Origin of the sequence: Pseudoalteromonas rhizosphaerae, assembly GCF_028885455.1 — a bacterium.
Lineage (GTDB): Bacteria > Pseudomonadota > Gammaproteobacteria > Enterobacterales > Alteromonadaceae > Pseudoalteromonas > Pseudoalteromonas rhizosphaerae.
Genome location: NZ_CP118496.1, coordinates 4,996,825 through 5,019,465, shown reverse-complemented (window position 1 = coordinate 5,019,465; position 22,641 = coordinate 4,996,825). Strand labels below are relative to the sequence as shown.

Below are 22,641 nucleotides of genomic sequence, written 5' to 3'. Positions count from 1 at the left end.
AAATGTCAACACACAAGAGCACTCGCCCGGCAATGCGCCGAATTAGCACTATCCACTTTATTGGTATTGGTGGCGCAGGAATGGGCGGTATTGCTGAAGTACTCGCATTTGAAGGATATCGTATTACTGGCTCTGATATTGCCCATAGTGCAATGACCGAACGTTTGATCCAAGCTGGCGCTGAAGTGTTTATTGGCCATCATCAAAGTAATGTTAAAGATGCCAATGTAGTGGTGGTTTCAAGTGCAATTGATGAAACTAACCCTGAGATTATTGCAGCTAAGGCGGCACGTATTCCGGTTGTGCGCCGTGCAGAGATGTTGGCCGAGCTAATGCGCTTTCGCCACGGTATTGCTATCGCTGGCACTCATGGTAAAACCACCACCACTAGTTTGATCGCGAGTATTTATGCTCAAGCTGGGCTGGATCCAACCTTTATTATTGGTGGCTTACTTAATAGTGCGGGTAGTAACGCAAAAGTCGGTAAAAGTGATTTTTTAATTGCTGAAGCTGATGAGAGTGATGCGTCATTCTTGCATTTGCAACCTATGGTATCGGTGATCACTAATATTGAAGAAGATCACATGGATACCTACGGCGGTAGCTTAGAAAAAATGAAAGACACTTATGTGGATTTCATTCATAACCTGCCTTTTTATGGCCTTGCTGTGGTGTGTATCGATTCAGAAGTGGCAGCTGAGCTTATTCCGCGATTTGGCCGTCCTGTGATCACTTATGGTGAATCGAGCGACGCCGATTACCGCATGACTGATTTTAGCCAAACGGCAAATACCAGTCAGTTTAAAGTGCGCACTAAGCAAGGTGATGAATTAACTGTGCATTTAAATATGCCAGGTAAACATAATGCATTGAACGCCACTGCAGCGATTGCTGTTGCAAAAGATCAACAAATAGCTGATCACGCGATTTTAGAAGCATTGCAACAGTTTGAAGGTATCGGACGTCGTTTTCAGCATTATGGCGATTTTGAAAACGAACGTGGCAAAGTAATGCTGGTGGATGATTATGGTCATCACCCTTCAGAAGTTGCAGCGACTATAGCGGCAATTCGCCAAGGCTGGCCTGATAAACGCTTAGTAATGGTTTATCAACCACATCGCTTTACTCGTACTCGTGATTTATATGAAGACTTTGTAAAAGTGTTAGCCGATGTTGATCAGTTATTATTGCTTGATGTATACGGCGCTGGTGAAGAGCCAATTATTGGCGCAGACAGTAAAAGTTTATGTCGTAGCTTACGTCAACGCGGTAAAGAACCACTGCATGTTGCAAGTAGCTCTGAACTAGCTGGAGTATTAGCTGATACGTTACAAGATAATGATTTAGTTATAACCCAAGGTGCTGGTAATATTGGTCAATTAGTAAAAACACTCGCGGCGACATCGCTGTCGATTGAGCAACTTAAGCAGGTAAAGGTATGACGCAATTAAACACACAGTTTGGCAAAGTGGCAGTGTTGTTTGGTGGACACTCAGCTGAGCGCGAAGTATCACTAAAATCAGGCCAAGCGGTATTGAACGCATTACAAAATGCGGGCGTTGATGCCATTGGCTTTGATCCAAAAGAGCAACCGTTATGGCAATTAAAAGAACTCGGCATTGAACGAGTATTTATCGCCCTGCATGGTCGCGGTGGTGAAGACGGTACTATTCAAGGTGCACTTGAGTTTATGGGGTTGCCATACACTGGCAGTAACGTATTAGGCTCAGCATTGGCGATGGATAAAATACGTTGTAAGCATTTATTTAAATCTGCGGGCTTGAGCACTGCGCCTTATGCGGTGGTGGATAGCAAACGTGGTTTTGATGCTACAGCGATAATGAATGAACTGAAAAAAGTGATGGTAAAACCGTCGCACGAAGGTTCTAGCATTGGTATGGCGCAAGCAAATAATGCGCAAGAGCTTGAAGCTGCTTTAGCCGAAGCGTTTAAGTTTGACAGCCAAGTACTGGTTGAGCAGTGGATAACAGGGCGCGAATTTACAATCACTGTACTAGGCGATGAGGTACAGCCAGTAATTGAAATGACCACCCCGAATGGTTTTTATGATTACCAAGCAAAGTATCAGTCAAATACCACGCAATATCATTGCCCAGCAGACTTATCAGCTGGCGATACCACGCATTTACAAGCAATGGCTTTAGCGGCATTTGATCTGGTGGGTGCCAGTGGTTGGGGTCGTGTTGATGCAATGCAAGATGCAGACGGTAACTTTTATTTGTTAGAAGTAAACACAGTACCAGGAATGACTGAAAAATCGTTAGTGCCAATGGCTGCTAAAGCAAATGGTGCAAGCTTTGAGCAATTAGTTGTTCGCATTTTGGAGCAAACGCTTTAATATGCATCCCTTTTTGGAAAAAGCGCAACAATTAAAACAGCAACTCAATTGGTCGTTAATCTTTGGTGTGAGCTTTTTCCTTATTGTAGTTTTTAGCTTAGTACAAATAACCAGCGGCGTTAGACAGTGGTTGGTGGAAAATAAAGATGCGCAGATAAAGCATTTAGCGGTGTTGGGGAAACCTCAATATACGGACGAAAAAGCGATTATTGGCGCGATTAAAAAAGCTGACTTATCGAGTTTTTTTGATTTAGATGTTAAACATGTTCAACATTTGGTTCAAGAGCTGCCATGGGTGGCTACTGCATCGGTACGCAAGCAGTGGCCAGATACATTACAAGTGTATGTGGTAGAGCATCAGGCCGTCGCAGTGTGGAACAGTGATTTATTACTTAACCAAAGCGGTGAAGTGTTTCAAGCTAGCAGTGCGAAGCTCAGTGACGAGCTGCCACAACTTTATGGCCCTGAGGGCAGTGAGTTTGAAGCTTGGGGAGCTTTCAAGCAGCTTGATGAAATGCTTAAGGTCAATAGTTTTAAGTTAACCAGTCTTGCATTGTCAGAGCGATTTTCATGGCAGTTATGGCTCGATAACGGTATTCGCCTTAAATTAGGGCGTAAAGAAAAAGCTAAACGGGTACAGCGGTTTATAGATGTTTACCCGCGGATGGAAAAACGTGCAGATGCACAAGTAGATGTAGTGGATTTACGGTATGATACCGGCCTTGCAGTGAGCTGGAAGCTCCTGGAAGAAGCGCAATTACAAAATAAGAGTAAGGCATGACTAAGTCAGCAGAAAGAAACCTAGTGATTGGATTAGACGTTGGCACCTCAAAAGTGGTGGCCACGGTTGGTGAAATCACCGCAGATAACAAACTCAGCATTGTTGGGGTTGGCAGCCAAGTGTCCCATGGTATGGATAAAGGCGGCGTAAACGACCTTAACTTGGTGTCGGAGTCTATTCGTCGTGCAATCGATGAAGCTGAACTTATGGCTGATTGCCGTATTAGCTCCGTGTATTTGGGGATCTCAGGTAAACATATTCAGTGCCAAAACGAAAGTGGTGTTGTGGCAATTAATAACACTGAAGTGACTGATGAAGACATTGAAAATGTTATTCATATTGCGCGCTCTGTGCCTATTTCAGCCGAACGTAAAATGCTGCATGCGCTGCCGCAAGAATATAGTATCGATATGCAAGAAGGGATTAAAAACCCGCGTGGTATGAGTGGTGTACGAATGGAAGCCCGTGCTCACATCATAACTTGCTCAAACGATATGGCGAAAAATATTGAAAAATGTGTTGAGCGTTGTGGTCTTGAAGTTGACCAACTGATTTTCACCGCATTAGCGTCGTGTTATTCGGTATTAACCGATGACGAAAAAGAGCTTGGTGTTGCGGTACTTGATATCGGTGGCGGTACGATGGATATCACTATTTATATCAATGGTGCGTTGCGCCACTCTGCAGTTATTCCTGTAGCGGGTAACCAAGTTACTGGCGATATTGCAAAAATATTTCGTACACCGATATCCCATGCTGAATCACTCAAGGTACAATATGCCTGTGCAAGTAGCCAAATGGCCAGCAGCGAAGAAACTATTGAAGTGCCTAGTGTAGGCGGGCGACCAGCGCGGTTAATGTCGCGTCATACCTTATCTGAGGTGGTTGAGCCACGTTTTAGAGAATTATTTGAATTAGCGATGGAAGAAATTCATCGTTCAGGATTAGCAGACCAAATTGCAGCAGGACTCGTCATTACTGGCGGTAGTGCTAAAATGGCTGGCGCGATGGAAGTGGCTGAAGACATTTTCCAGATGCCAGTGAGAATAGGCAAACCTATAGGGATAGTTGGTTTGACAGATTATGTAGATGACCCTTCATATGCAACGGCGGTTGGCTTATTACAATATGGCCGCACAATGCAATCGATGAATGCACAAAAATCGAAACCTGAAGGCGATAATAGTTGGTGGAACCGCATAACGAAGTGGTTTCAAGGCGAGTTTTAATACTCAAGTCGGAGAGTAAACATGTTTGATATAATGGAACAACACAGCGAAGAAGCTGTTATAAAAGTAATAGGCGTGGGCGGCGGCGGCGGTAACGCTGTTGAGCACATGGTTAAGCAACAAATTGAAGGCGTGCGTTTTATTGCCGCTAATACGGATGCTCAGGCATTACGTAACTCATCAGCAGATATTACGGTGCAACTAGGTACTCAGATCACGTCTGGGCTAGGTGCGGGTGCAAACCCTGATGTAGGTCGTAAATCAGCAGAAGAAGACGCCGATACTATTCGTGCCAGCCTTGAAGGTGCTGATATGGTATTTATCGCAGCGGGTATGGGCGGTGGTACTGGCACAGGTGCTGCGCCTGTGGTTGCCAAAATTGCTAAAGAGTTAGGTATTTTAACGGTTGCTGTAGTGACACGTCCGTTTGACTTTGAAGGTAAAAAGCGCGCAGCAGCGGCTGAACAAGGCATTAACGAATTGTCAGAAATTGTAGATTCACTTATTACAATTCCTAACAATAAATTGCTTAAAGTTTTAGGCAAAGGGACTACACTATTAGACGCATTCGCTAAAGCTAATGATGTATTATTTGGTGCCGTGCAAGGTATTGCGGAACTAATTACTCGTTCTGGTTTGATTAACGTGGATTTCGCCGACGTACGTACAGTAATGTCAGCCATGGGTACTGCGATGATGGGCACAGCGTCTGCATCGGGTCCTGATCGTGCGCAAGAAGCTGCAGAAGCTGCAATCTCAAGCCCACTACTTGAAGACGTTGATTTAACTGGCGCGAAAGGCATCCTAGTTAACATCACTGCAGGTATGGATATCGCAATTGAAGAGTTTGAAATTGTTGGTAATCACGTTAAAGCATTAGCATCTGAAAATGCGACTGTGGTGGTTGGTGCGGTTATTGACCCTGAAATGACTGATGAACTACGTGTAACTGTAGTCGCTACAGGTTTAGGCGGCGATCGTCGTCCACAGTTTGGTATTGTCGATAACGGCTTTAAAAAAGCGTCAGGTTCTGATGTTAGCAGTTCAACAAACCAAACTAGCAGTATGTATGTACCAAGCTTTGCAAGCCAAGGTAGTGGCGATGAAATGACTGCTGCTCCAGCGATTGAAAAGCATGAATCGAGCAAGACAACGCAAAGCAATAGTGGTTTATCTAAAACTAATGATAGCGGTAAAAAGTCTAATAAATCAGAAGGTGGCGATTATTTCGACATCCCTGCATTTTTAAGAAAACAAGCAGATTAAGCAAAAAGGTAATTGTTTTTGTTTAAAAAGCGAACGAATTTGGCAGCTGGTCGTATATGTGATATAATCGGCGGTCTAACTGTAACTATAAGTGAGCGAAGCTATGATTAAACAGCGTACCATTGCAGAGATAGTCAAAGCCATAGGAATTGGACTTCACAAAGGTGAGAAGGTCACTATTACTCTCCGACCTGCGAGCGCAAATACTGGGATAGTATTTCGTCGTGTCGACCTTGATCCGGTTGTTGATTTTGAAACAACACCTGAAGCCGTTGGCGATACGCAATTATGTACCTGTTTAACTAATAAAGATGGCGTTCGCTTATCTACGACTGAGCACCTTATTGCTGCGGTAGCGGCAATGGGTATCGATAATTTGATCGTTGAATTAGATAGCTCAGAAGTACCAATAATGGATGGTAGTGCATTACCATTCATTTATTTGTTACAAAAAGGCGGCATTGCAGAGCAGAATGCGGCTAAGCGCTTTATTCGTATTAAAGAAAAAGTACGTATTGAAGAAGGTGATAAATGGGCCGAGATTGAACCATATGATGGTTTTCATATCGACTTTGAAATTGCTTTCGATCATCCGGCAATCAATGAAAGCCGCCAACGTATCGGTTTAGATATTACGGCACAAAGCTTTACGGAAGAAATCAGCCGCGCACGTACTTTTGGCTTTATGAAAGACATTGAATATATGCATGCTAATAACCTAGCTTTAGGTGGCAGCATGGATAACGCCGTGGTATTGGATGAGTTTAAAGTACTTAATCCTAACGGTCTGCGTTATAGCGATGAGTTTGTTAAGCATAAGATTCTAGACTGTGTTGGTGACATGTTTATGACAGGCCACAACATTTTAGGAAAAATTACAGCTTATAAATCAGGCCATGACCTGAACAATAAGTTACTTCGTAAAATTATGGCGACTGAGTCAGCATGGGAATGGGCAACATTTGATACCCCAGTATACATGCCAGCACCAGGTTTAGAAGTAGCCACAGCTTAATCGCAAACGCTTAAAACAGTTATAAAAAATGACGCTATCTAGCGTCATTTTTTTGTTTAAATATTGCGGTTTAGTTTTTTAATGTTATACCAATCGTGTTAAGTTACTGACCATTTATAGCGACAGATAAATGGAGTCATAACAAGGCGTAAATTTTGACATGTAGTTGTTCTACTTAAAAAATTATAACGCAGTTAGCGCTTTATTTAGCTCGCTAGAATGGTTAAATATTTAAGTCGATTGGTATTAAACCTTTTTACAATCCTAACAGCTGTTGTAACTGTACCAGCTCAGTCACTTGGTATGTTGGTTCAATGCCTTCTGGCAGAACTGTGTTGGGGTGCTGTAGCCAGCAGGTATCAATCCCGGCATTTTGGCCACCTAAGATATCACTGCTTGCGGTATCACCGACCATCAAGATCTGTTCTTTTGGTGGATTACCTAACAGTTCAAAAGTGTGATAAAAAATTTCTGCGGCTGGTTTTGCAATTCCCACTTGCTCAGAGATAACTAAACAATCAAACATCTCTTTTAATCCGGTATGCTCTAAGCGGCGTGCTTGTAGCTGGGTAAAACCATTAGTGATAATGCCTAATTTAGCATGCGGTTTTAGTTTATTTAGCAGTTCAATAGCGCCAGGTAATGGTTCGCAGATCTCAGCCATGGCAGTTAAAAAATTATCATTAAGCTGTTGAGCTGGAACATTGAGCTTATTAGCCCACTCACTAAATCGAGTGACTTGTAGGTGAGTAGCGGAAATAGTATTGTTTTGATACTCAAGCCACAACGGTTTATTTGTTGCTTGATAATGACTGTAATCAGCGTCATTAAAATCTACGCCATAAACTGCAAACATTCTTTTTAAGCCTGCATAGGCATTAAAGCTAAATAAGGTTTCGTCGGCATCAAATAAAACATGGGTGTACTTCATTAAACTTCCTTAGAGTAAAGCGCGGGATGAAGAAAAGGCGCCATAGCGAGTGTCAGCGCTTGCGTATAGGTACTTTCTCGGGTGGCATGATGATTAGTTAATAAACCAATAGCACCGCCTTGCTGTTTGATATTGGTAGTATTAAATGCGTTATCCATTACATCGCCAAGTTCTTTGCCTTGCAATAACGCATTATACAGGCTTGGGGGTAAAGGAAGGTTACTACTACGACCGATAGCACGTTGTTGGTTATCAGCAACGACTACAAATGCAAAGGTAGCGGGGCCGTAGCTAAATTGCTCAGCACCACCTTCCATTGCAACATAAAAATCAGCTTGGTAATGCTGTTGGCAATACAAGACACGATTTTGTGCGCCTATTCGTGTTTCATCTTCACCTATTGGCTGATCAGGTACTTGTGAAGGTGCATCAACTCCTTGACAATCAATCGTCATATCAGGGTAATAGAGAGAGAAAATACTGCGGGCAGCATTTATTTTTACCGGATTTTTGGAACCGACGAGAATGCGTAATGGCTCTGTCATGCTGATATCTCCTTTTATGATGAAGTCAGCAGTTTACATAAGCTATGTATTTCAGCAAGCGTATTTCTTAAATAGGCAAATCAACGGGGGCTAATTCGGCAAGCGCACGCTTTTTAAGGATAATATCTTTGATAAGTGGGGTTAATACTAACTCCATAGCGAGTCCCATTTTTCCACCAGGGACCACTAAGGTGTTGATCCTCGACATAAAGCTGCCTTCTATCATACGTAGGTAATACGGAAAATCGACGTCATCTATGCCACGAAAACGAATAACTACAAAGCTTTCATCAAGGGACGGAATATCTTTTGCGCTAAATGGGTTTGAGGTGTCAACGGTTGGCACGCGCTGAAAGTTTATGTGAGTTCGTGAGAACTGTGGCGTAATGTGATTAATGTAATCATCCATACTGCGGACAATTGAGCCCATAACAGCTTCGCGAGAGTGACCACGTTCAGAGGTGTCGCGGATTAACTTTTGGATCCACTCAAGGTTAATGATAGGCACCATACCAATTAGTAAATCAACATGCTTAGCTACATCATGATCTTCATCGACAACACCGCCATGCAGTCCTTCGTAGAATAAAATATCGGTACTGCTTTCCAGTTCTTGCCACGGAGTAAAGGTACCTGGTAGTTGATTGTATGGCACGGCTTCGTCAAAGGTATGCAAATAACGACGTAATTTACCTGCTCCAGTATCGCCATAGGTGCTGAACAAACCTTCAAGGGCTGCAAAGTCATTAGCTTCACGACCAAAGTAACTAATGTGTTTACCTTCTTGCTGCGCTTCGCGAACTTTTTTATCCATCTCAGGACGAGTATAGCGATGAAAACTGTCGCCCTCTATAAATGCGGCCTCAATATTAAGACTACGAAATATATGCTTAATAGCACTTGTCGTGGTGGTAGTACCCGCACCAGATGAACCAGTGATCGCAATAATAGGATGTTTAGCTGACATAATTTTTCTCGTTTTAAGTAGCTCTGTAGTTATAAGGCGTAGTAAGGGGGTAGGTCAAGTGACATATCAATAACAGACTTGGGAATAACTATAAAATAGCGCTATTATAAGGGCGATAAAAATAATTAGAGAATGATATGAAATTGACTTTACCTTGGCTAAGTTTTGTTGCCACCCTTGCAGTTACCCCTAATAGCGTTTTAGCTGCGATGCCAAAAAGCGAAATTTTACTTGCTAAACTTAACACAGAATATGGGTTACAAGTAAGCCGTATCACTAATAATGATGTTTATAATAATCAGCCTTTACTTACCAAAGGTGGTATTTATTTTACCCAAGAAGTGCAAAGTGATGGGCAAAGTCAAACAGATCTAGCTTTTTATGATTTTACCAATAAGCAAGTAACTAATTTAACAAATACTGCTGTGAGTGAATACTCGCCGACTTTAACACCTAATGGTAAGGCACTGTCAGCTATCGTAGTTGAGGCGGATGGTAAGCAAAAGTTATGGCAATATCCGTTTGACGATAATGTTAAACCAAGTCGTATTTTTGAGTGGATAGAACCAGTTGGTTATCATGCCTGGGGCGCCAAAAATGATATGGTGATGTTTATTTTAGGCGAACCACATACTTTACAATATACTCAGGTTGCTGCAGCGAAGCCAAAAGTGGTTGCTGAGCATATTGGCCGTACGTTGACATTTAACCATGCATTAGCTGCCTATACATTTAGTTATAGCAAAGCGCAGCAGCACTGGTTAGCAAGTTATGATCCGCAAGAAAATACCGTCACTGACCTCTTTCGTTTACCGCAGACGGTACAAGATTACGCATTTAAAGACGCTAATACGGTCATTTATGCGGTCGATAATCGTGTTTACCAGCGCCAGCTAAATAGCCCTGAACAGGTCTCGCTATGGCTTGATTTAACGCCTTTCTGTGACACCAATATTACCCGTATGAGCTACTTAAATGATCAACTCGCTTTTGTATGCGTTAAATAACTATAATATAAAACTTTGCAGGTTCTTGGCTGTGCTGTAGTTTACAGCTAAGAGCTTAATGAAAATCAAGGATATCCATGTCAGCTAGTCCAGAGCAAATCAACGAGCAACTTATTGCATTAGAGTGCCGTAGTAATTTTAGAATTAAGAATATCACTGAATATATGTTACCTAAGTCCAAAGAAGCAATTTATCTGCATATAGAAGGTGGCCAAGCTAAGCTTGTGCTTCGTCCTGCACTGGAAGTCTTTAGTGATGATTTTAATAAAATAGCAGGCGTTAACCGCATTAGCGGTTTTTTTCATAGTAGTGAAATGACACGGTTTCCAACGCGTATTTTTAAAAGCACGAATCCAATCCATTATGGAATTGGTTTTAAAATGACCAGCGTTGAAGGAGCAAAAGAGTTTATTTCTCAGCTAGTAAAAATTATCAATGGATAAATAACGCTGTTGATAAAAAACGGCAAGCCAATGGCTTGCTGTTTTTGTAGATATATACCCAAGCCACCTCAAGATGCGAGTTTCAGTTGGAATTAAAAGCGATTTAGGCAAGGCATTGATTGCAAAGAATGGTGATTCCCTTGTTAAAATCAATAACGCAGTATAAATCGCTTTTAAACCAACCCCTTGGGCGTTTCACAGGCACTTACTCTCATCGTTGTTCCTTCTTAAAAGGGACTGCCATTCTTGCAAAGTAACGCCTTGATATTAAGCACCTGTGAAACGCTGAATTCTGCATCTTGAGATGGTTTGGGTATAAATTAACGTTTTAAGAAACTATTAACTGAAGCTAGTTCACGTTCTTTAAGTGCAATACAATTATTTACGCTTTCTTCAAGCTTGCTTAAGGTACGGGCATAACCTGGCTCATCAGCAATTTTGCTCATAAAGAAAGTTTGCGTTTTTGCTAAGCTGCTGGCGCTACAACCTGAGGTGGTAAAGTTAGGCAGGTTAGGTACGAAGAAAGGTGGCAAGTTTGCAACTACCTTATCGTAATTCGCGTATATCCATTCAATAAACAAAGCTTCACGGGCTTTCGTGTAAGCCTGTCCTGACATAATCGTACGCATGTCAGATGCAGTGACATCGTCAGTTAAGCTGTAATTTAATACCTTAGTTTGTAGCTCTGGCGTGCCAAAGTAACTCATAGCCGCTAGCATTTTTGTACGCACTTGCGGATCTTTGGTAGTTTTAAAGGTATTTATATATGCATCGAGTAGGTTTTTATCACCATGGAATGCGGCTAAGTTTAAGTAGATTGAAGCAAGGTACGGATCAACTTTTTCTGGGTTATTTAAGTAAACACGGGCTTGTGCCTTGGCGGTATTGATAACACTTTGATCTGCACCATCAAAACCTAAACGCGCAACTACTTGAGTACGTAATTGCGAGATTGCAGCATCTTCTTTAACTTTTGCAGTTAAACCATACTGTTTAGCTGCAGGCATGATGCTTTTACGAATAAATTCAGGCCACAGGTCTTGGTTGCTTTCATCTTCAAAGGTACGCTTTTGTGCGGCTAAATAACCCAAAGCGGTATTAGCAACGCGTGGGTGTTTGTCGCTTACAAAAACTTCTAGTGTTTGCATTAAATGTGCAGCAGAAATAACACCAGCATCTAGTAATGCATCAGCGGCAGACAATAACGCTAAACGTTCTCGTACTGTCAATGACTGTGCGGCGTTATCAATCAATGCAGCAAATTGTTTATCATCCATCACCCAGCGGTAATAACCTAAAGCGCCTTGATCTGGATAAATCCACTCAGGTTCAAATTCAAGTTCAACAGTTTGATTGGCTTTAGTTAGTAATACATTGGCAGTTTTAACTTTATCGCCAGCACCGTATTTTATTGCAACTGGCACATTCCAAAGCTGTGCAGGAGCATCAACGCCCGCGTTAGTAAAGCGGCTTTGATTAATGGTAATCGTTTTACCTTGCTGAGTTACTTTGATCAGTGGGAATGAAGATTGTTCGATAAACGATTTTAAAACCGCTGCCACATCTTTATTTGACGCTTTACCAAGGGCTTGCCATAAGTCGGCTGCTTCGGCGTTTTTATACGAGAACTCTTTTAAATAAGCGCGAATACCCTGCTGGAAAGCCTCTTCGCCAATCCAGTTTTCAACCATAGCTAATACCGAGCTGCCTTTGCTATAAGCTAAGCCTAGGCCGTCCATAATATCGGCTTCGGTTTTGATTGGTTTACGAATTGGCTTAGTACTTAAACGAGCATCTAACGCCATAACGTTATTTTGCGGCAGGTCTAAATGTGATTCAAATTCAGGGTTAAGCTGGGCTGTGATTTTAGCAGCCATCCAGCTTGCAAACGCTTCATTTAGCCATAAGTCATTCCACCATTTCATGGTTACTAAGTTACCGTACCACTGGTGAGCAAGTTCATGAGCGATGATAGATACATTACGTTGTTTTTTATTGCGAGTCGCTGTAGCCAAATCAAGCAGCAAAATATCTTCACGGTAGGTAACTAAGCCTGCGTTTTCCATGGCACCGAATGGAAACTCTGGAACAGCGACTGAATCTAGTTTTTTATAAACGTAAGGAATACCAAAGTAGCCTTCAAGCGCGGCCAACACTTTTGGCATTGCTTGCTCGGCATATTCACCTAAGTGAATTTTACCTTGTGGCGTGATCACACGACCTGGAATTGGCATGCCTTTGACTTCACGCTCCTCAAATGGACCGACAGCCATGGCCACTAAGTATGAAGGAATTGGCGGTGTTTTATCAAAAAAGTGAGTGGTCATATCGCCATTAACGGTCGTTTTTAACTCAGGTGTATTGGCATACACTTTTTGAGAGCTAGGTGCTGTAATCGTTAATTGGAATGGAATTTTATAACTTGGTTCATCAAATACAGGGAATGCGCGGCGGGCATCGCTCATTTCAAATTGGGTAAATAAATACGGCACACCCTGATCTAAGGTTTTATACAGGCCAACACTTTGGCGATTATAGGGGGCAGTGAAGTCGACTTTAAGCGTGTATTTACCTGGTTGAATTTGCTCATCGCAGCTAAATTTTACTTTACCTGTTTTTAGCATTTCAGCACTTAAGTCACAGTTTTCTGCCCCAAGCAGTTTTGCCATTTGCGTTGCGTAAGCAACACCATTTAGCTCGATATAGTTAGTTGGCTTAAGTACTTCAAGGGCGATTTCGGTCATACCGCTAAAGGTTTCTTGAGCTGGATCAAGCGTTAGAGATACGTGTTGAGAACTTGGTTTTGCGAGCTTTTCTAGGACAAACTCATTAGCATGAGCTGAACTTACTGCAACGGCCACACTGAGTGTGAGTAGGCTTTTAATAAACATAGATATCCCTGATATTTTCTTGTTAGAGTTTTGTGCTCAGTTATCGTAACAGTTTTTAAGCAGTGAGTAATGAGCTAGTTGGTAACAAAGTTTGTCAAATGGTGTGGCGCTGATTAAAGCGGTGCCAATCAATGTGCTGGTTGATCACGCGTATTTGTTGGCAGATCTGATTAAGGGTGATTACATCGCTAAATTCAGTCAATTCATATTCATTAAAACCCAGCAGATAATTAAAAGCATCTTTATTGCCTGCTTGAATTGCATAAATGCGGATTTGCTGCTCAAAATTGAGCCTGAGACTGCTGACAGCGGTTTTCATACCAAGTTGATCGATATTGGGAATATCACACTTTTGTAAGTAGCCGGCACGCTCTCCTTCACCAGAGAACCAAATGCGAACTTTCTCGCTATAGCGACCTGACTTAGATGGTAAGTCAAACAATAGGCGATTGTGTCCTTGTTGTTTAACTGCTGCGATATACTCGTTTAAGCCAGCATCAAAAAGTGCTTGATGGATAGGCACAATACGGGCTTTTATTTTACCGTGGGTATGGAAATGAAAACAAAGGATCTGTTGATGTTCAACAATATCGCACAGTTGTAAATGGCCAATTTCATCACTGTAAGCTCCGCTGTAATAAGCGATTAAAGGGAGCCAAAAATGCCAGTGTTTCGGCTGTTCGCGAGGTAAGCGTTGATCACCATATATATAGCCATGGTAAAGCGTATGTAATTCCATAGCGGAAAAAGGGCGGCGACCAAGATGGGACTTCAACGTAATACCCTGAAAGTAAAGATTTGCGCTAGTTTATAGCAAATAAACCAGCGCAGTAAAGCAATGTTAAATAATGCTTATTCGCTTAGTGCGCGTGCTAATCCAACCGGCTCGATTTCAACACATACTTGGTCGTCATTCCAGTTTAGGCCAACCAGTGCGTCATCTTCTTTTAGATCTTCAACCCAGTCATCTAAAAACTCATCCAAGGTGATTTGCAGTGGGCTGTAATCGGCCCATTCTTCTTTACACTGGGCTTTTGCTGTTGCTTCACTTTCCCACAATAGTAGTACATCGGTGTTTTCAAATTGGTTAGAGTCACAAACCACAAAACCGCCATCTTCAGCACCTAGCGCCCAGATTTGTTCACTTTGACGTACTTTTTCAACAAAACTAACTAGTTCTGATTCAATTTCGATATCACTCATGTGTTTACCCTTAAATGTTAATTACGTGGATCGGTTTGCTGCACTGCCTGTTGCTGAGCAAATGAATAATAGAAATTCATTAACTCGGTATGTGCCGTTAGATCCGTTAACTCGCGGAAGCAAATCCAATCAAGTAAGCAGTATAAACTGATGCACAGGTATTCACAGCTTTTAAATTCTGCATCTGCAAAATGGTTATTTAAATAGCTTAATGTTTCAGCAATGCGTTCATTTTGTAGATTAAAAAATAATTTATCATCCTGTGTATCGAATCCTGAACGCTGACAAAGTAATAGCTCAACCAGCGAATCATTGCATGCATTTATGATTGTTAGTAGGTGCTCTTGTTGCCAATTCAGACGAGTTTGACTGTGTTGTTCGAGCAAAAAGCGGATGATGTTATTTGAATCAGCTAAAGTTTGCTGCTTAGTGATTAGCACTGGAATTTTTCGGGCTGGATTATTTTGTATCATCAGCTGACGATCAGTGTCTGAAAAAATATCTAAGTTGATAAACTCAAGACTACATTGATTTAACAGTGCCCAAATACGAATGCGGCGTACAAATGGCGAGGTTGTTGAGCCTAATAGTTGCATGTGCTTTCCTTAGGATAAAAAGAAAGCCGCAGAGGCGGCTTTCTTTTAGGTTAGTAATAAAACCAACGTTATTCTGTACGACTAGTCACTTCAAGTAAGTGGTAGCCAAACTGAGTTTGCACAGGACCTTGTACTTGATTAATCGGTGCTGAAAATACCACTTTATCAAATTCAGGAACCATCATACCAGGACCAAACTCACCTAATGCACCGCCATCCTGACCTGAAGGGCAGTTTGAATGTGCCTTAGCTAACTCAGCAAAATCTTCGCCTTGTTCAATCTTGGTTTTTAAATCTAAGCACTGCGCTTCGCTGTCTACTAATATGTGTCTTGCACTTGCCACTGTCATAAAATCTCCCGTTTCAAGGTGGTGTTTTTTTAATCAAATCTTACGTTATTCTAGTTCAATAATAACTACTTGTACCAGTATAAAATTAAATATCTGAAATTGCTTGTTCTATTGCTTTAACTAACTTGTCTGAATCAGGCTTGGTTTTGCTATTAAAACGTTCAACCTGTTTGCGATCTGCAGATACAAGATATTTATAAAAGTTCCAATTTGGCGAACTCGTTTGGGCATTTAAATGTTTAAATATAGCATTAGCATCACTGCCTCTGACTTCGCTGGTGGCAAACATCGGGAAAGTTACGCCGTAATTTACAAAGCAAACTTTAGCGGTGTCTTTTTCGTCATCTTCTTCTTGGAAAAAATCATCAGAAGGAAATCCCAGTATCACTAAACCTTGATCTTGGTATTTTTGATACAGTGCTTCAAGACCTTCAAACTGTGGCGTAAAACCGCAGTTGCTTGCCGTATTGACTATTAATAAGGGTTTATTCTTGAATTGACATAAATTAATGCTCTCTTTAGAGCGAAGTTTGCGCATAGTAACATTAGTGAAGTCATCACATGATGTAGCCTCAACCTGCTGTTGGCTTGTTTGCTCTGGCTGTGCATAAACACTACAACTGAGTATTGCGCAGCATAATAATAATTTTTTAAACATACCGATTCCTTAACTTGTTGTGGCTGATCACCCTAGATGGCAGTCTACCGTTTATTTTGCAGTAGTGTCAGTTTAACTCATACGTTACTATGCAATGAATTGATCAACAACCGCTAAAAACAAAATGACAATACGATTAGCAAATAGTAATGATTTAGCCGCTATAGTTGCAATTTATAATGAAACAATCGCAAGTAGAATGGTTACAGCCGACACCGAACAAGTAAGCATAGCAGACAAGCAAAGTTGGTTTAATAGCCATACCGAGCAGCGGCCTATTTACGTTTATGAGCAAGACTCGAAGGTGATAGCTTGGCTTAGTTATAAGTCATTTTATGGCCGTCCAGCCTATGATGGTACGGTAGAGGTCAGTATTTACATTACAGCCAATGCACAAGGTCAAGGGCTTGGTAAACGTTTACTTACTTTTGCCCAAGAGCAAGCTAAGCCATTAAATATTAAAGTACTACTGGCATTTATATTTAGTCATAATATACCGAGTGTTAAATTGTTTGAGCGTTTTGGTTATCAACGGTGGGGAGAGTTGCCTAATGTAGCAATTATGGATGGCAATCACTACAGCTTAACTATTTTAGGTAAGCACTTAGGGTAGCGGTACTCCCAAAAAATAACCTCTTTGATTATGTTAATGCAGAAAACTTAGGCTACGCTTTTACAATCTCAAGTTGATGAAAAGCGTGGTCAAAGCTGTGCGGAAAATATTGATAGTTGATAGCAGTAGCATTTTAGCGATGCGAATAAAAGTATTGCTCGAATTGATTGGCTGTGAAGTTGAGTTGATTCATTTTTCAATGCTACATGAGTGCACTGCGTTTAGTTGTTATGATTTAGTGGCTGTGGCTCATGGCGTTCCATTAGCTACCGCAAATTCTTTAGTAACGCAGATCAATCAAGATCGCTTTTTGCTTCTCGCCCCTAAAGTTGAAAACAATGAACAACTTTCTTCATTTAGTGATCTTAATCGGCTGGTGCCAAATGCTATTGTAATTTATCCATTTTTTGCGAATAAAGAAATCAGCACCTTGCTGGAGAGTGTTTTAGAGCTTGGCTCCGATAGTGTTTTAGTATTACCAACGGTATTGCTGGTTGATCATATCCCCCAGCGGCTTGAAAAAATAGCAAATAGCCTGTTAGGCGCCCATATTAAAACGATTACAGCTCATAGTATTAGCTCTGCGGTAACTCAAGCGCAAGGGCATGAAATTGATCTGTTATTGAGTGATTTTAGTCTGCCTGATGGCTCAGGTTTAGAAGTGTTCGCCGCTCTCAAAGTACTATATCCGCAATGTCGTTGTTTGTTATTTACCTCAAAACCAAATCAAGTGTCGATGATTGAAGCAATTCGTCAAGGGGTGGAAGACGTATTGGTTAAACCGATCAATGAAAATATGATACTGCAATCTGTGCATAAACTTTGGCAAACTGAGTTGTTAAGACGGCATAACACAGAGTTAGTTGAACGTTTGCAAGATACCGTTGATGCACTTATTGAAAAGGATAGCTTGTTACGCGTTATTTATAAGCATACACCTGATGCGATTATGTTATTTGAGCGTAATGGTGAAGTGATTGAAGCAAACGATGCTTGCTCTAAACTCTTTAATTTACCTGCAAAAATACTTAAAGGTAGCTCAGTTTTTACTTTATTAGATACGATGTCTGCTGAGCAAATTAAAGAAAAAATAGCGACGTTAAATAAAAATCGTCAATTTAGTTGTGATGTATATCTGCCAATGAAAGAGGGAGAGGCTATCCCATTAGTTGGTTCGTTTAATGAGATTGACCATCATGGTAATATTGCACTCGCGGTTATTTTTAAGAATGTTACTCATCTTAAACTTAAAGAGGAGCTGTTGCTCGAGGCAAAAGATATGCTTGAAGAGCAAGTACGTGCCCGAACATCGCAGCTTGAGCATGCTAAAAATGTCGCCGAGGCAGCAAATCACAGTAAATCAGAGTTTCTTGCTAATATGTCCCATGAATTACGTACTCCTATGCATTCAATATTAAGTTTTGCTCGCTTTGGTTTAGATAAACTCGGCAGAGGTGATATTTCAGTTGAAAAGCTACAGAAATATTTATCTCGCATAGAGTGTAGTGGCGAGCGGCTGCTCTCATTACTTAATAATTTACTCGACCTATCTAAACTCGATGTTGGTAAGTTCCCTTTTAATCCGCGCCCGCACAACCTGAGTAATATTATTAAAACCAGTATTGATGATGTGTCAGGTACCGCTATGGAAAAAGAGATTGAAGTACAGTATTTGCCACCAAAACCGCCTATTATAATTGACTGTGATGAAGAGCAAATAAATCAATTATTACGTAATATCCTCGGCAATGCGTTGAAATTTAGTGTTCAGCATAGCCGTATTGAAGTCGTTTTAACTAATCAACAAGGGCAGGCAATTATTGAAGTGATTGATAGTGGTATAGGGATACCTGATGATGAACTTGAGTATGTGTTCTCAAAATTCGTACAGAGTAGCACAACTAATAGCGGTGCTGGTGGAACAGGGCTTGGTTTAGCCTTATGCCGTGAGTTTGTCTCATTACATGAAGGAGTTATTTCTGCTCATAACAATAGCTTAGGAGGCACGACGATTCACATCGCTCTGCCTTTAGAAATAAAAAGTTTCAGCTGAGCAATAATAAATTACTTAGCCTGACTGGTAAGAGTTTTTTTTACGACTAAACTATTAATATGAATTATGAAATGGATGACAATTATGCCTGTAACCAGAATTCTAGCTGTTGATGATGAGCCCTTTAATTTAGAAATTATAGAAGAAATATTATTAGATCTTGATTTTGAATTAAAGATGGTTAGCAGTGGTCCTGAGTGCCTCAGTATCGTGGAAGAGTTTGCGCCACAAGTAATTTTACTTGACGTGAGTATGCCACAAATGAATGGTTATGAAGTATGTAGAAGACTAAAAGCAAACCCCCGTACGGCTCATATCATAGTCATGTTTGTATCAGCCAGAGGCACAGTAGAGGAGCGGATGGAAGGGTATGCTGTAGGTGCTGAAGATTATATTGTTAAGCCATTTGGACAGGATGAACTTAAATCGAAACTGAAAATTCTTAACCAAGTACTGATTGAAAAAGAATCGTTAGAACAGCAAGTTGAAGAAGCCACATCAACTGCATTTAATGCCATGGCAAATAGCAGTGAAATGGGGCAAATAGTTAATTATATTGAAAATATTGGTATGATTAATAATACTAAAGCGCTGGGTGAAGCCTTAGTTCATTGTTTAAGATCGTTTGATTTACAAAGTAATGTTGAGTTTAGAGCTAGTATTGATGCTCCTGAGCACTTTGCCCTAAATGGAACGTGTTCGCCAATTGTAATTGAATTGTTTGATATGCTCAAAAATAAGGGGCGGCTACATGAGTTTTCCCATCGTATCTTAGTTAATTATGAATTAATTAGTTTATTGATTTTAAATATGCCAGATCACGATCCTGATAAGCATGGCCGGATCCGTGACCATGTGTGCTTTATTGTCAGTGTCACAGAGCAACAGCTACGAGCAATCATGACTCGTGAAGCTTTACAGTCGCAACAAACAAAGCTAAATGATGCAATTACTATGGTGAATAGCAAGTTTCATGGCTTAATTGGGCTGTTAAATGAAAACCGTAAGAGTAATGAAGCGGTGTTCAAGCGTTTACAAGAAGAGTTAGAACAGCGTATTCCATCAATGGGGTTAGACGAAGATCAAGAAGTGTTTATTTATCAGAAGGTAGATCAAGCGATTCAAAACTCAGTTGCCCGTGAAGAGTCTGTGCAGGGAGTGAAAGCCGCTTTTCATGAAATTGAGCAAGACCTATCTATCTTATTGAAAAAGTAACAGTAAATAATCAAGGGGTGTGAAGCTACGCATCTCTTGGTAAGCCCTTTTCTACGATACGTATCAAACGGGCGGTTTTTCGTAGCAATTTATCTTGTTTTGAGCATTGTTGCTTAAGCGCCCACTCTATATGCTCTTTTACCAACTCGGTTGATTGATCATAGCTGGCGCTGAGCGCGTCAACGATCGATTGGCTAAATTGCGCATTACCTAAACCTACAGCAATATTTCGTAGCCAGCGCTGATGGCCAATTCGACGGATCGGACTGCCTTCGGTATTTTTTAAAAAGGTAGCTTCATCCCAACTAAATAAATCAAGTAAATCTTTATCTTTTAGTTGTGTTCGTGGGTGAAAGTCGGCTTCATCGGTAATTTGCCCGTAGCGGTTCCATGGGCAAACTAATTGGCAATCATCACAGCCGTAAACGCGATTACCTAATAGTGAGCGATACTGCTCAGGGATTGGTCCTTGCAGCTCAATAGTAAGATAAGAAATACACTTGCGTGCATCAACCACGTAAGGCTCTACAATTGCGCCGGTTGGGCATAAAGTAATGCAGGCTACGCATTTTCCACATCCCTCAAACTCATTGGGCTTATCAATTGGTAAAGGGATATCAACAAATAACTCACCCAAAAAGAACCAAGAACCGGCTTCTTTATTGATTAGCAAGCTGTGCTTTCCACGCCAGCCTAAACCTGCTTTTTCAGCAAGTTGACGTTCTAATACTGGTGCTGAATCAACAAATGGCCGATAGCCTAATTGACCGATTTGCAGCTCAATTTTTTGACCTAATTTCTTTAATCGATTACGTATCAGTTTATGATAATCACGCCCTAACGCATAACGACTAATATAAGCTTTATCGGTATTTTTGAGGGTTTTAGCAAAGCTTGCATCGGGGGGCAGGTAATTCATTTTTACTGATATAACCCGCACAGTACCAGGGACTAGCTCCGCAGGGCGAGCGCGTTTCATTCCATGAGCGGCCATATATTCCATATCGCCGTGATAGCCTAAATCAAGCCAGCGCTGTAATTGTGCTTCGTGTTTGCTTAAATCAATGTCAGTGATGCCAACTTCAGCAAAGCCAAGTTCTTTACCCCACTGTTTTATATCAAGGGCTAACTGCGTGTGATCGGATATTGAACTACTCACATGGGTACATCATTAAGAAAAAATAACGGCGCAATTTAACACATTTACAGCGCAGTTAAAACGCTTGTACTTAGACAAAACGCTTTAACTGCTGCTGAGTTTGCTCACTTAGTTGTTGTGATAATTGACAATCACTTAACGCTACATCAATTTGTGCTTTTGCTTGGCTGCCTAATGCAACGATTTGTTCAACTGATTGATGGGTTTGATTTTGTGTCTGTTCGAGTAAGTGCACAGCGCTTACAATTTGCTGTAATTGTTGTTGATTGTGTTCAAATTCAACAAGCCGATCGGTAAATCCATGGGATGTATTACTAATGGTTGTTTCTGCATTATGTGAATAACTGACAAGTTGCTCAGATTCTTTATTTGTTTGATTTACTAAAGAATCCATTTGGTTGATGAAATCGCTGATCTGGCGAGTTGCATCACTTACTTTAACCGATAAAGTTCTTACTTCATCTGCTACAACCGCAAAACCACGACCTGCTTCACCCGCACGAGCGGCTTCTATTGCAGCATTGAGCGCCAACAAATTAGTTTGATCTGAAAACTCTTCAACCATTTTCAGGATGCTACGAATATTCTCGCTGTTTTGTTTTAAGCCAGAAATCGTTTCTGAAAAACTGCTCAATACATGACTAATCGATTTAACTTGAGTGACTAGTTTTGTGAGTTCTTGTGCAGAGTGTGTAACAAAGTTTAAATGCTCTGCGTTTACTTGATGAACATCATCGGTATTGGTAACGATACTTTGCAGACTATCAGTTATTTGATTACTGGCTGCGGTTATTGTTTGGCTAAAATCAATTTGTTGTTCGCTTAGCTGCGCCGTATGTTGCATTGACTCAGTCACTTGATTATTACTTTGTGCGCTGGCCTGCGAACTTTGGTAAGTGGTAGCGAGTAATTGGCTTAGATGATCAGTAAAGGTATTGTACTGTTGGCTGATCTCACGAAATTCATCATAGGTAAAGTGGGGGAGTTTAGCTGCTAAGTTTGCATCTTGGCGGTTAATTTTTATTAAAGTATCACGCATTGCTGTAACTGGGCGCACGATCAGAAAGCGCATGTAAAAGAGTGTAAAGGCAAAGCCGGCAATAATAATCACCGTGAGTAACCAAAATAGGCTAGTGTCTGCGTCTTGCGTAGTTAGACTTTTATATAACCAAATCAAAGTAATAGCTTGGAAAAAAAATACAAAGCTAAGATTGCCAACAATCTTTCGGGTTAAAGTAAAAAAGAAGCTTTGTTCTATAAAGTTATAAATACGCATATACCCACTCATCAATTGCCCGCTCGGCTGTTGTATTGTTTTACTCAGTATCGTTCAAATTCACTTTAATTCAAGAATATAGGA

The 22,641-nt window shown here is 40.9% G+C and carries 22 protein-coding genes; 11 read left to right on the top strand and 11 right to left on the bottom strand.

What is annotated here, in order from left to right:
• The first annotated feature begins 2 nt into the window (after positions 1–2).
• From murC to lpxC, 6 genes are all read left to right on the top strand, one after another.
• The gene (gene murC, locus PVK79_RS21855) at positions 3–1,442 is read left to right on the top strand and encodes a UDP-N-acetylmuramate--L-alanine ligase (RefSeq protein WP_425607869.1); all 1,440 of its coding nucleotides are present in this window, start codon (positions 3–5) and stop codon (positions 1,440–1,442) included.
• Entirely contained in the window at positions 1,439–2,359 is a 921-nt protein-coding gene (locus PVK79_RS21850) for a D-alanine--D-alanine ligase (RefSeq protein ID WP_149980616.1), read from the top strand. Before murC ends, PVK79_RS21850 begins: the two co-directional genes overlap by 4 nt.
• A gap of 1 nt (position 2,360) precedes the next feature.
• A complete protein-coding gene (locus tag PVK79_RS21845; protein ID WP_182735144.1) occupies positions 2,361–3,140 on the top strand; it encodes a cell division protein FtsQ/DivIB in 780 nt (259 codons plus the stop codon).
• Complete coding sequence (ftsA, locus tag PVK79_RS21840) at positions 3,137–4,369, top strand: cell division protein FtsA (protein WP_257324747.1); 1,233 nt, start codon at positions 3,137–3,139, stop codon at positions 4,367–4,369. The genes PVK79_RS21845 and ftsA overlap by 4 nt, the downstream gene beginning before the upstream one ends.
• Before the next feature lie 21 nt (positions 4,370–4,390).
• The gene (ftsZ, locus tag PVK79_RS21835; protein ID WP_182731641.1) at positions 4,391–5,635 is read left to right on the top strand and encodes a cell division protein FtsZ; all 1,245 of its coding nucleotides are present in this window, start codon (positions 4,391–4,393) and stop codon (positions 5,633–5,635) included.
• A gap of 103 nt (positions 5,636–5,738) precedes the next feature.
• Positions 5,739–6,650, top strand: a complete 912-nt coding sequence (gene lpxC, locus PVK79_RS21830) for a UDP-3-O-acyl-N-acetylglucosamine deacetylase (protein ID WP_182718054.1) — start codon at positions 5,739–5,741, stop codon at positions 6,648–6,650.
• Positions 6,651–6,906: 256 nt separating this feature from the next.
• Here lpxC and yjjG read toward each other — a convergent pair whose 3' ends face one another.
• From yjjG to PVK79_RS21815, 3 genes are all read right to left on the bottom strand, one after another.
• The gene (gene yjjG, locus PVK79_RS21825; RefSeq protein ID WP_182778598.1) at positions 6,907–7,581 is read right to left on the bottom strand and encodes a pyrimidine 5'-nucleotidase; all 675 of its coding nucleotides are present in this window, start codon (positions 7,579–7,581) and stop codon (positions 6,907–6,909) included.
• Positions 7,581–8,126, bottom strand: a complete 546-nt coding sequence (gene yjjX / locus PVK79_RS21820) for an inosine/xanthosine triphosphatase (protein ID WP_182731640.1) — start codon at positions 8,124–8,126, stop codon at positions 7,581–7,583. The genes yjjG and yjjX overlap by 1 nt, the downstream gene beginning before the upstream one ends.
• 67 nt (positions 8,127–8,193) lie before the next feature.
• Positions 8,194–9,093 carry a phosphoribulokinase gene (locus PVK79_RS21815; RefSeq protein WP_145236910.1) on the bottom strand — a complete coding sequence of 300 codons (900 nt, stop codon included), beginning with the start codon at positions 9,091–9,093 and terminating at the stop codon, positions 8,194–8,196.
• A 137-nt stretch (positions 9,094–9,230) separates the two neighbouring features.
• On the opposite strand from PVK79_RS21815, the gene PVK79_RS21810 reads away from it, so the two are divergent.
• Positions 9,231–10,100 carry a TolB-like translocation protein gene (locus PVK79_RS21810; protein ID WP_182758747.1) on the top strand — a complete coding sequence of 290 codons (870 nt, stop codon included), beginning with the start codon at positions 9,231–9,233 and terminating at the stop codon, positions 10,098–10,100.
• 77 nt (positions 10,101–10,177) lie between these two features.
• Complete coding sequence (locus PVK79_RS21805; protein WP_145236916.1) at positions 10,178–10,543, top strand: hypothetical protein; 366 nt, start codon at positions 10,178–10,180, stop codon at positions 10,541–10,543.
• Between the two features lie 320 nt (positions 10,544–10,863).
• Here the strand turns inward: PVK79_RS21805 and PVK79_RS21800 are convergent, their stop codons facing one another.
• The 6 genes from PVK79_RS21800 to PVK79_RS21775 all read right to left on the bottom strand — a co-directional run bounded on the left by PVK79_RS21800 (position 10,864) and on the right by PVK79_RS21775 (position 16,241).
• Positions 10,864–13,434 carry a M1 family metallopeptidase gene (locus PVK79_RS21800; RefSeq protein WP_257324741.1) on the bottom strand — a complete coding sequence of 857 codons (2,571 nt, stop codon included), beginning with the start codon at positions 13,432–13,434 and terminating at the stop codon, positions 10,864–10,866.
• Between the two features lie 94 nt (positions 13,435–13,528).
• Positions 13,529–14,209 (bottom strand): site-specific integrase, encoded by a 681-nt coding sequence (locus PVK79_RS21795; protein WP_149980621.1) that lies wholly within the window; start codon positions 14,207–14,209, stop codon positions 13,529–13,531.
• 77 nt (positions 14,210–14,286) lie between these two features.
• Entirely contained in the window at positions 14,287–14,637 is a 351-nt protein-coding gene (locus PVK79_RS21790; RefSeq protein WP_145236925.1) for a DUF2750 domain-containing protein, read from the bottom strand.
• Positions 14,638–14,654: 17 nt separating this feature from the next.
• Positions 14,655–15,233 carry a glutathione S-transferase family protein gene (locus PVK79_RS21785; RefSeq protein WP_182758750.1) on the bottom strand — a complete coding sequence of 193 codons (579 nt, stop codon included), beginning with the start codon at positions 15,231–15,233 and terminating at the stop codon, positions 14,655–14,657.
• A 68-nt stretch (positions 15,234–15,301) separates the two neighbouring features.
• On the bottom strand, positions 15,302–15,583 hold the full coding sequence (locus tag PVK79_RS21780) for a peptidylprolyl isomerase (protein WP_145236931.1): 282 nt from the start codon (positions 15,581–15,583) through the stop codon (positions 15,302–15,304).
• Positions 15,584–15,668: 85 nt separating this feature from the next.
• Positions 15,669–16,241, bottom strand: coding sequence for a glutathione peroxidase (locus tag PVK79_RS21775; protein ID WP_182731635.1), 573 nt, complete (start codon positions 16,239–16,241; stop codon positions 15,669–15,671).
• 124 nt (positions 16,242–16,365) lie between these two features.
• On the opposite strand from PVK79_RS21775, the gene PVK79_RS21770 reads away from it, so the two are divergent.
• The 3 genes from PVK79_RS21770 (at position 16,366) to PVK79_RS21760 (ending at position 20,122) form a co-directional block, all read left to right on the top strand.
• Positions 16,366–16,854, top strand: a complete 489-nt coding sequence (locus tag PVK79_RS21770; protein WP_182731634.1) for a GNAT family N-acetyltransferase — start codon at positions 16,366–16,368, stop codon at positions 16,852–16,854.
• Between the two features lie 139 nt (positions 16,855–16,993).
• The gene (locus PVK79_RS21765) at positions 16,994–18,907 is read left to right on the top strand and encodes an ATP-binding protein (protein ID WP_257324737.1); all 1,914 of its coding nucleotides are present in this window, start codon (positions 16,994–16,996) and stop codon (positions 18,905–18,907) included.
• Between the two features lie 84 nt (positions 18,908–18,991).
• The gene (locus PVK79_RS21760; RefSeq protein WP_257324736.1) at positions 18,992–20,122 is read left to right on the top strand and encodes a response regulator; all 1,131 of its coding nucleotides are present in this window, start codon (positions 18,992–18,994) and stop codon (positions 20,120–20,122) included.
• Between the two features lie 25 nt (positions 20,123–20,147).
• Here the strand turns inward: PVK79_RS21760 and queG are convergent, their stop codons facing one another.
• On the bottom strand, positions 20,148–21,281 hold the full coding sequence (queG, locus tag PVK79_RS21755) for a tRNA epoxyqueuosine(34) reductase QueG (protein WP_257324735.1): 1,134 nt from the start codon (positions 21,279–21,281) through the stop codon (positions 20,148–20,150).
• Between the two features lie 70 nt (positions 21,282–21,351).
• Positions 21,352–22,569: a methyl-accepting chemotaxis protein gene (locus PVK79_RS21750; RefSeq protein ID WP_182758753.1), complete on the bottom strand. Its 1,218-nt coding sequence runs from the start codon at positions 22,567–22,569 to the stop codon at positions 21,352–21,354.
• Positions 22,570–22,641: the final 72 nt, after the last annotated feature.

What these genes read in the sequence shown, in the direction of transcription:
- murC (WP_425607869.1), top strand. Translation starts at nt 3, where the DNA reads ATGTCAACACACAAGAGCACTCGCCCGGCAATGCGCCGAATTAGCACT.
- PVK79_RS21850 (WP_149980616.1), top strand. Translation starts at nt 1,439, where the DNA reads ATGACGCAATTAAACACACAGTTTGGCAAAGTGGCAGTGTTGTTTGGT.
- PVK79_RS21845 (WP_182735144.1), top strand. Translation starts at nt 2,361, where the DNA reads ATGCATCCCTTTTTGGAAAAAGCGCAACAATTAAAACAGCAACTCAAT.
- ftsA (WP_257324747.1), top strand. Translation starts at nt 3,137, where the DNA reads ATGACTAAGTCAGCAGAAAGAAACCTAGTGATTGGATTAGACGTTGGC.
- ftsZ (WP_182731641.1), top strand. Translation starts at nt 4,391, where the DNA reads ATGTTTGATATAATGGAACAACACAGCGAAGAAGCTGTTATAAAAGTA.
- lpxC (WP_182718054.1), top strand. Translation starts at nt 5,739, where the DNA reads ATGATTAAACAGCGTACCATTGCAGAGATAGTCAAAGCCATAGGAATT.
- yjjG (WP_182778598.1), bottom strand. Translation starts at nt 7,581, where the DNA reads ATGAAGTACACCCATGTTTTATTTGATGCCGACGAAACCTTATTTAGC.
- yjjX (WP_182731640.1), bottom strand. Translation starts at nt 8,126, where the DNA reads ATGACAGAGCCATTACGCATTCTCGTCGGTTCCAAAAATCCGGTAAAA.
- PVK79_RS21815 (WP_145236910.1), bottom strand. Translation starts at nt 9,093, where the DNA reads ATGTCAGCTAAACATCCTATTATTGCGATCACTGGTTCATCTGGTGCG.
- PVK79_RS21810 (WP_182758747.1), top strand. Translation starts at nt 9,231, where the DNA reads ATGAAATTGACTTTACCTTGGCTAAGTTTTGTTGCCACCCTTGCAGTT.
- PVK79_RS21805 (WP_145236916.1), top strand. Translation starts at nt 10,178, where the DNA reads ATGTCAGCTAGTCCAGAGCAAATCAACGAGCAACTTATTGCATTAGAG.
- PVK79_RS21800 (WP_257324741.1), bottom strand. Translation starts at nt 13,434, where the DNA reads ATGTTTATTAAAAGCCTACTCACACTCAGTGTGGCCGTTGCAGTAAGT.
- PVK79_RS21790 (WP_145236925.1), bottom strand. Translation starts at nt 14,637, where the DNA reads ATGAGTGATATCGAAATTGAATCAGAACTAGTTAGTTTTGTTGAAAAA.
- PVK79_RS21785 (WP_182758750.1), bottom strand. Translation starts at nt 15,233, where the DNA reads ATGCAACTATTAGGCTCAACAACCTCGCCATTTGTACGCCGCATTCGT.
- PVK79_RS21780 (WP_145236931.1), bottom strand. Translation starts at nt 15,583, where the DNA reads ATGACAGTGGCAAGTGCAAGACACATATTAGTAGACAGCGAAGCGCAG.
- PVK79_RS21775 (WP_182731635.1), bottom strand. Translation starts at nt 16,241, where the DNA reads ATGTTTAAAAAATTATTATTATGCTGCGCAATACTCAGTTGTAGTGTT.
- PVK79_RS21770 (WP_182731634.1), top strand. Translation starts at nt 16,366, where the DNA reads ATGACAATACGATTAGCAAATAGTAATGATTTAGCCGCTATAGTTGCA.
- PVK79_RS21765 (WP_257324737.1), top strand. Translation starts at nt 16,994, where the DNA reads ATGCGAATAAAAGTATTGCTCGAATTGATTGGCTGTGAAGTTGAGTTG.
- PVK79_RS21760 (WP_257324736.1), top strand. Translation starts at nt 18,992, where the DNA reads ATGCCTGTAACCAGAATTCTAGCTGTTGATGATGAGCCCTTTAATTTA.
- PVK79_RS21750 (WP_182758753.1), bottom strand. Translation starts at nt 22,569, where the DNA reads ATGAGTGGGTATATGCGTATTTATAACTTTATAGAACAAAGCTTCTTT.